Annotated in this window: 1 protein-coding gene; it reads left to right on the forward strand. The window is 66.2% G+C overall.

Annotated elements, in window-relative coordinates:
- Positions 1-518: carboxylesterase family protein (locus tag CSC70_RS14415; RefSeq protein WP_162457237.1), on the forward strand; the 518-nt coding region annotated here is incomplete at both ends.

Below are 518 nucleotides of genomic sequence, written 5' to 3' on the forward strand. Positions count from 1 at the left end.
GACCCAGGTTCGCGATGCCACCCAGGCCGGCCCGGCTTGTCTGCCACGCTATCGCGTCGGGCAGAAGCACGTGTCCGAAGATTGCCTCACGCTCAATGTCTACGCACCGCCCGGCCCCGCACCGGCGCATCCACGCGCGGTGATGGTGTGGATCTATGGCGGCGCGCTGGAACTGGGCAGCAATGTCGACTACGACCTGAGCGCGTTGGCTGCGCGCCAGGATGTGATTGTGGTGGCACCCAACTATCGGCTGGGCGTATTCGGTTTCTACGCGCATCCAGGCCTGCGTGGCGAAGGCGAAGGCGCCTATGCATTGCTCGACCAGCAGGCGGCCTTGCGCTGGGTGCAACGCAATATCGCCGCGTTCGGCGGCGATGCGCCCAACGTCACCGTGTTCGGCGAATCGGCCGGTGCGTGGAGCATCTGTTATCAGCTCGCTTCGCCCGGCGCGGCGGGGTTGTTTCAACGCGCCATCCTGCAAAGCGGCAGCTGCCTGGCGAGCGATTCCAGCGTGCCGC

The sequence above is a fragment of the Pseudoxanthomonas kalamensis DSM 18571 genome (assembly GCF_010211745.1).
Classification (GTDB): Bacteria; Pseudomonadota; Gammaproteobacteria; order Xanthomonadales; family Xanthomonadaceae; genus Pseudoxanthomonas_A; species Pseudoxanthomonas_A kalamensis.